This window comes from Thermodesulfobacteriota bacterium, from assembly GCA_036482575.1.
GTDB lineage: Bacteria > Desulfobacterota > GWC2-55-46 > GWC2-55-46 > JAUVFY01 > JAZGJJ01.
The window spans coordinates 1-7,388 of record JAZGJJ010000169.1 but is presented as its reverse complement, the minus strand read 5'-3'; the positions used below and the strand labels follow the sequence as shown (position 1 = coordinate 7,388).

Here is a 7,388-nt window from a genome sequence, read left to right as displayed (position 1 = left end):
GAAGGGCTATTCGCCCGAAGACAAGAGCGTCAAAGAGGCCCTGATCTCCTTTTCCGAGAGGGCGCTCGGGCTTAAGACCGACGGCATATACGGCCCCGGTCCGCTTCCCTCCCTTCCTTCCGGGGCGGGCGTGAGGTTCCTCTTCCCGTCCCCCGAGGGGCGGAGCCCGTGCAAGCGTCTTAACCTTTTTCTCAGGTGGATGGTCAGGCGTGGCGACGGGCTGGACTTCGGGCTCTGGAAGGGCGTGAGCCCCTCGAAGCTCATAATCCCGCTCGATACGCATATAGCGCGGATATCTCGTTACCTCGGCCTTACCTCCAGGAACTCCGCGGACTGGGCAATGGCCGAGGAGGTTACGGACTCCCTCAGGAAACTCGACCCCCTCGACCCGACGAAGTACGACTTTTCGCTATCGAGGCTCGGCATCCTCGATGAGTGTCCTACGAGGCGCGACCCGATAAAGTGCGAAAGTTGTATGATAAAAGGGGTCTGCGTGTTGTAGGGGGGCCGGCTGCCGGAAGAGAAAAAGTCTTTGACAGGCCGGGGCCGGGTAGGATACCATCCGGGGTGCGGCAACGGAAATAACGGAAATAACGGAAATAAAGGAAATACTGGGAATACTGGAAATAAAGGAAAGTGTAAAGCGGCGTGGTTATGCACATTCAGGAAGCTTTCGCCCTCATAAAGGACGACATAAGCAGGGTCGACGAAGAGTTCAGGAGGAACCTTTCCTCGGATGTTCCCCTTATAAGGAAGGTCGGGGAGCACATCCTCTCAAGCGGAGGCAAGAGGTTCCGGCCCCTGATACTTCTACTCTCGGCCAGGCTCTGCGGCTACGGCGGCGAGCGTCACATACCGCTTGCCGGGGTCGTCGAGTTCCTTCACACCGCCACACTCCTCCATGACGACGTGGTGGATAACGCGGACTTGAGGAGGGGTGCGGCCTCGGCCAACGCCATATGGGGCAACGGCGTGAGCGTGCTGGTCGGCGATTATCTCCTCTCAAAGGCGTTCTTCAACGCGGTGGACTACGGGGACCTCCGGGCTCTCAAGGTCCTGGCGCATACGACCACCGTCATGGCCGAGGGCGAGGTGCTCCAGCTCTTGAGGCATTCGGATGTGGAGACGAGCGAGGAGGACCACCTCGACGTTATAACCAGGAAGACCTCGGTGCTTTTTTCCGCCTCCGCCCGTCTCGCCGCGATCGTGGCCGGGGTCTCTTCGGAGAAGGAGGAGGCACTGGCGCGTTACGGCCTGGAGGTGGGGCTCGCCTACCAGTTTACCGACGACTGCCTCGACTACACCTCGAACGACGAGGATCTGGGCAAGGCCGTGGGGAACGACTTGAGGGAGGGCAAGGTGACGCTCCCCCTCATAAAGGCGTACAGGGACTCTTCATCCGAAGAGAGGGCCGTCATAAAGAGGGCCATAGAGGCCGACGAGCTGGACAGCGTCCTTCTCCGTGAGGTTATGGGGCTCATAAACGCGCATGGCGGGATCGAGTACACTCTCGACAGGGCGAGGTCCCACATGGAGGAGGCCAGGAAGAGTCTCGATATCTTCGAGCCCGACGCCCGAAGAGCGGCGCTCCTGGCCGTCGCGGACTACGTGATAGAGCGGCCCAGCTGACCCTTTTTTCTTCCCCCCCTTTCTCCCCGCCCACCTCAATACCCCTTGATACCACAGGCCCGTTACCCCTGGCGGGGAGTTCCCCGGCGCGCCGGCACCATGATGCCTGTCCTGAGCGAAGTCGAAGGGCCTGTCCTGAGCCTGCCCTGAGTCTATCGAAGGGCGAAGTCGAAGGGGTGCTTCACTTTCTGAACGGCCGTTAGTGGCACCGGGTATGAAGGAAGAAAGCTTATTTACACACGACACCTTACGCTACCCGTTGGAAAGTAACTGTTGAATCTTTTCCCGGATAATGGTAGGTTATACCCGCAGTGCTAAAAGGAGGGTTTTTCTATGGGGCTTTTCGAAGGTAAAAAAGGCATAATCTTCGGTATTGCGAACGAAAAGAGTATCGCCTGGAGCATCGCCCAGGCGCTTCATAAAGAGGGCGCCGAACTCGCCTTCAGCTACGCCATCGAGAAGCTCGCTTCACGGGTGGCCCCGCTCGCCGAGAGCATGGGCTCGAAGCTGGTGCTCCCCTGCGACGTAACCGACGACGCCCAGATAAGGACGGTCTTCGATGTACTGAAGAGCGAGTGGGGGGAACTCGACTTCCTCGTCCACTCGCTGGCCTTCGCCAAGAGGGGGGAGTTGAAGGGCGAGTACGTGAATACGTCGAGGGACGGTTTCAGCCTCGCCATGGACGTAAGCGCTTACTCTCTGGTAGCTCTCTCCCGCGCCGCCCGTCCTCTTATGCGGGAAGGCGGCAGCATCATAGCCATGACTTACCTCGGGAGCGAGAAGGTCATACGGAACTATAACGTCATGGGCGTGGCCAAGGCCGCGCTCGAAGCGAGCGTACGCTACCTCGCCGCCGACCTCGGCCCCGAGGGGGTAAGGGTCAACGCCATATCCGCGGGCCCCATCAAGACACTCGCCGCAATGGGTAACTCCGGATTTAACGACATACTCGGCATAGTCGAGGAAAGGGCCCCGCTTAGGAGGAACGTCACGCAGGAAGACGTGGCCGGGACCGCCCTCTACCTTCTGAGCGACCTCGCAAGCGGCGTTACCGGAGAGGTGATCCACGTCGACGCCGGTTTTAGCACCATCGGGGTGTGAAGGCCGTTACCCTCTGTCCGTCGTTCGTCCCTGCCTTTAACCAACCACGTCTCCATGAAGATAGTCGCCGACCTCCACATCCACACCAAGTATTCGCGCGCCACGAGCCGGGAGATGACGCTCGATTCGTTGGCGCTCTGGGCCCCGCGTAAGGGGATAGACGTAATCGGCACAGGCGACTTCACCCACCCCGCGCAGTTCGCCTCCATCGAAGAAAAGCTCGCCCCGCTCGGTAACGGCCTCTTCGTCTTAAACGGCAAGGAGTCCGACGATTCGGCAACGCGCTTCATGCTCACCTCCGAGGTGAGCTGCATCTACGGCCAGGACGGAAGGACGAGGAAGATACATAACCTTATCTTCGCTCCGTCGGTCGAGGCCGTCGGCAAGATGAACACAACCTTCGCCCGGCTCGGTAACGTCGCCTCGGACGGCCGCCCCATCTTCGGTTTTTCCTCGCAGGAGCTTATAAAGATAGTGCTCGACGCCTCGCCCGACTGCATGCTCGTCCCGGCCCATGCCTGGACCCCGTGGTTCTCGATATTCGGGAGCAAGTCCGGCTTCGACTCCATCGAGGAGTGTTTCGGGGACCACTCCAAACACATACACGCCATAGAGACCGGGCTCTCGTCGAACCCGGAGATGAACCGGCGGCTCTCGGCACTCGACGACATAACGCTCATCTCCAACTCCGACGCCCACTCCCCGGCAAAGCTCGGCAGGGAGGCCAACGTCCTCGACTGTGAGAGGGACTACTTCGAGATAATGAAAGTCCTGAAGGGGGAGGGCAGGAATGGAAAAAAATTCCTCTATACAATCGAGTTCTATCCCGAGGAGGGGAAGTACCACTACGACGGCCACCGGGAGTGCGGCGTGCTCCTCTCGCCCGAGGAGACCCGTAAGGCGGACGGAAAATGCCCGGTCTGTAATAAAGGGGTTACAATCGGGGTCATGAGCCGCGTCGAGGAACTCGCAGACAGGCCCGAGGGTTTCGTCCCGGAAAACGCCGTACCCTCGCGCCACATGGTGCCCCTCCAGGAGATAATCGCCGAGGTGCTCGGCCGCGGGGTCAACACCAAGGGGGTCGAAAAGGAGTATAAGCGCATAATCGACTCCGGCGGTAGCGAGTTCAGGGTCTTGCTCGACATGGAAGAGGAAGAGCTTAAGAAGATAGCCCCGCCTCGGGTGGCCGAGGCCATAGTGAAGGTAAGGCGCGGCGAGCTGTCCATAAGCCCCGGCTTCGACGGCGAGTTCGGAAAGGTAAAGATATTCGGCAAGACCGAAGAACCAAAACCCGTTGGGCCAAGCCAGATGGGATTATTTTGAGGGCGCGTGACGCGCTACAATAACTCCGTCCTTTCCCCGCCCTGCCTCCCTGTCATTGCGAGGCCGGAGGCCGAAGCAACCTCGTTCTTTAATCTCCTCTCCCCTCCAGGGAGGTGTCAGCGGACACACGGATTGGGGTGGGGGGGAGTTTTTTTCTAAATCCCTAAATCCCTGACTCCCTGATTCTTCCTCTCCCTTGACTTTACGCCCCCTCCATTGTTAAATGTCCGATATGCCGGTGTATAACTCAACCCGGCCTTACACGTGATGCTCAAAAAAAATAAAACCAAACTCGAAGCTATCCTGCCGAAGGATTTGAAGCCCCTTAAGACCGAGGCGGAGAAGGCACTCCTCGAAGCGGCCGAAAAGGGGGAGTTTGCCGACCGCCGGAAGCTCGACCCCAAAGATCCCGGTCATGATAAACCCGAGAACTCCGACAACTGGAGCCCCGAACGCAATATCCGCGCAAAGCTCCTCGCCTGGCTCTGCACGGACAAAGGTGCCTCGGAGCTTGTCCACTATAAGGGCGTTCAAGTCGCGGGCGCGAAGGTTACCGGGGTGCTCGACCTCGAAGCCGCCACCCTGCTGCACCCTTTAACTTTAGACTACTGTGCTGTCAAGGAAGCGATTATACTGCGTGACGCGGAGACACGCACCTTGAGCCTTCAGGGTAGCCATACCGGCCCTGTCTCGGCCGACCGCATGAAGACCAGAGGCTCCGTGTTTTTGAGGTACGGCTTCCACGCAAGGGGCGAGGTGCGGCTCCTTGGCGCGGATATAGAAGGGGACCTTGACTGCATTGGCGGGACCTTTGAAAACGAGAACGGTTATGCGCTCAATGCCGACGGCATGAAGACCATGGGCGACGTATTTTTGAGAGATAAGTTTCATGCAAAGGGCGAGGTGAATCTTCTCGGCGCGGAGATAGGCGGGGACCTTTCCTGTATCGATGGGACCTTTGAAAACGAAAAGGGCGTTACGCTCAATGCCGAGAACATGACGGTCAAGGGCGTTTTTTTCTGGCGGACCAAAGAAAGGCCCGCGGGAGTTGTCGATCTTATGCACGCGAACGTGGGCCAGCTTTCGGACAATAAGGAGAGCTGGCCCGAAGAGGGGAAGCTCGCACTCGACGGCTTTGAATATGGTGCGCTTGCACCGGACGACACGCCCAAAAGCGCGGAGGAACGCCTTAGGTGGATAGGCCTTCAGCTGCCAGAACCATTCAAGCCCCAGCCATATGAGCAGTTGGCAAAGGTGCTCCGAGGGATGGGGCACGAGGAGGATGCCCGCGACGTGCTGATAGCTAAAAATGATGATATGCGTAAGTACGGGGAGCTTTCGCGGATAACAAAGCTGTGGTATTGGTTTTTGGGGGGTACAATCCGCTATGGCTGGAGAACAAGGAGGGTCATTTTAGGTTTTATCTTCCCCATGCTTATTTTGGGCTGGGGCATGTTCTGGTGCGCAAACGATTTGAAGGTGATGCAGCCTTCCAAGGAACGCGTCTACATGAGCACCGAATTCAAAGAGGACGGAACGGTGCCGCCCACCTATCCTGTCTTAAGCCCCCTCTCTTACTCGATAGACACCTTTGTTCCCTTTGTGAACCTACATCAGGAAAACTACTGGCTTCCGGATGCAAGCAGGCCCTGGGGTTGGCTGTTCCGCATATACCTGTGGGCTCATATACTTTTGGGATGGCTGTCTTCAACGCTGGCTCTGGTTTCACTCACCGGCCTGATACGGAAGGAATAAGCCCATCCTCCGCACACCACCCCCCTTTTCACAAACAAAAAAGCCCCTGTCCGGGAAATTGCTAATCCTCTACGTGCGAAAAGGCTTGACAACGCATTGGTTCTATTATATATTTTATGAAATTCAACTCCGGAGAGGTTAGCGATTGAAGGTAAACCGAAGGGTAAACCAAAGTAGGCTCCCGCAAGGGAAAAAACCTTTCTTGCAGCTTTTAGCCGCATTGGTCGTCCTCACCTTTTCTACCGTAGCATACATAACGGTCTTCTCAAGCCGCGAGGCATCGTCCGGCAAGGACCCTTCCATCACCATCTCCACGCCCCCATCGTCTGAAGCTTCGGTCCGGACGGAAGCGGGGCCCGAAGAAAACCTCCCCGCAGTCAACCTCGACGTCAGCGAAGTCACCGTTAAGGGCAACGATACCTTCTACAGCATCATGGCCTCCTTCCACGTGCCGGCTAAAGAGATACTCTCAATGGCCAGGACGGCGGACGAGTTCTACGACCTGCGCCGCCTAAATAAAGGCGATACGCTCAAGGTGGTCACGCGCGACGGGGTCGTGCAGGGCGCCGAGTACCGCTACGGCGAGGTAGAGGGGATCCGGCTAAGGAGAAGCGAAGGCGGCTTTACGGCCTCGGCCTTCGAGGTGCCCCACCATACCGCTCAGACCTTCGCCTACGGCACCATAGAGACATCTCTCTTCGACGCCGGGGTGAGGGCCGGGGCGGACCCCGGCGTGATCCTCTCGCTCTCGGATATATTCGCATGGGACGTGGACTTCGCCACGGACATAAGGAAGGGGGACGACTTCGGCCTCCTCTACGAAACGCTCTACGTCGAGGAGGCTCCGGTCAGGTCGGGCCGCATGCTCGGCGCGGAGCTCGTAAACGCCGGGAAGAAGTTCACGGCCGTATACTTCAAGGACGAAAAAGGAAGGGGAGGCTACTACGACCTCAAGGGCAAGTCGCTCGAAAGGACGCTCCTGAAGTCCCCGCTCCGCTACCGCCGTATATCGAGCCATTTTTCAAAAGGACGCTACCACCCCATCCTGAAAAAGTACCGCCCCCACCACGGCGTGGACTACGCGGCCCCCACCGGCACTCCCATAGAGTCCTCGGGCGACGGCAAGGTGCTCTTCGCGGGATGGAAGAAGGGCTACGGCAAGTACATCGTGATAAGACATAACGCCACCTACACCACGGCCTACGGCCACCTGTCGAGGATAAAGAAGGGGATAAGGAAAGGGAAACGCGTCCGGCAGGGCCAGGTCATCGGCAACGTCGGCTCGACCGGCCTCTCCACCGGGCCGCACCTCCACTACGAGGTGAAGGTCCGGGGGAAACAGGTAAACCCGCTCAAGGTCAAGACGTCCGCGAGAAGGTCGCTCACTAAGAAGGAGATGGATAGCTTCGCGGCCCTGAGAGACGAGGTAGTCGAAAAACTCTCGCGCAAAGAAGCGGTCCTGGCCTCCGTAGCCTCCCCCAAAACCCCGCTCAACTGACCCAAATAACCACCGCCTGAGGGTATTTTCTTGAGGGAAACTTTTTGTAAAAAGTTTCCCTCAAACTCCTTTCAAAAACTTT

Annotated in this window: 6 protein-coding genes; all 6 read left to right on the top strand. The window is 58.1% G+C overall.

The window, feature by feature from the left end; genetic code table 11:
- Window positions 1-502: DUF2400 family protein (locus tag V3W31_07465; protein ID MEE9614775.1), on the top strand; the 502-nt coding region annotated here is incomplete at its 5' end.
- 152 nt (window positions 503-654) lie between these two features.
- The gene (locus tag V3W31_07460; protein MEE9614774.1) at window positions 655-1,629 is read left to right on the top strand and encodes a polyprenyl synthetase family protein; all 975 of its coding nucleotides are present in this window, start codon (window positions 655-657) and stop codon (window positions 1,627-1,629) included.
- 333 nt (window positions 1,630-1,962) lie between these two features.
- Window positions 1,963-2,730 carry an enoyl-ACP reductase gene (locus tag V3W31_07455; GenBank protein ID MEE9614773.1) on the top strand — a complete coding sequence of 256 codons (768 nt, stop codon included), beginning with the start codon at window positions 1,963-1,965 and terminating at the stop codon, window positions 2,728-2,730.
- A 54-nt stretch (window positions 2,731-2,784) separates the two neighbouring features.
- Window positions 2,785-4,053: an endonuclease Q family protein gene (locus tag V3W31_07450; GenBank protein ID MEE9614772.1), complete on the top strand. Its 1,269-nt coding sequence runs from the start codon at window positions 2,785-2,787 to the stop codon at window positions 4,051-4,053.
- Between the two features lie 264 nt (window positions 4,054-4,317).
- Complete coding sequence (locus tag V3W31_07445) at window positions 4,318-5,808, top strand: hypothetical protein (GenBank protein ID MEE9614771.1); 1,491 nt, start codon at window positions 4,318-4,320, stop codon at window positions 5,806-5,808.
- A 202-nt stretch (window positions 5,809-6,010) separates the two neighbouring features.
- Window positions 6,011-7,306 carry a peptidoglycan DD-metalloendopeptidase family protein gene (locus V3W31_07440; protein MEE9614770.1) on the top strand — a complete coding sequence of 432 codons (1,296 nt, stop codon included), beginning with the start codon at window positions 6,011-6,013 and terminating at the stop codon, window positions 7,304-7,306.
- Window positions 7,307-7,388 lie beyond the last annotated feature (82 nt).

Excerpts from the sequence above, each read along its gene's own strand:
- V3W31_07460 (MEE9614774.1), top strand. The coding sequence starts at position 655 with ATGCACATTCAGGAAGCTTTCGCCCTCATAAAGGACGACATAAGCAGG.
- V3W31_07455 (MEE9614773.1), top strand. The coding sequence starts at position 1,963 with ATGGGGCTTTTCGAAGGTAAAAAAGGCATAATCTTCGGTATTGCGAAC.
- V3W31_07450 (MEE9614772.1), top strand. The coding sequence starts at position 2,785 with ATGAAGATAGTCGCCGACCTCCACATCCACACCAAGTATTCGCGCGCC.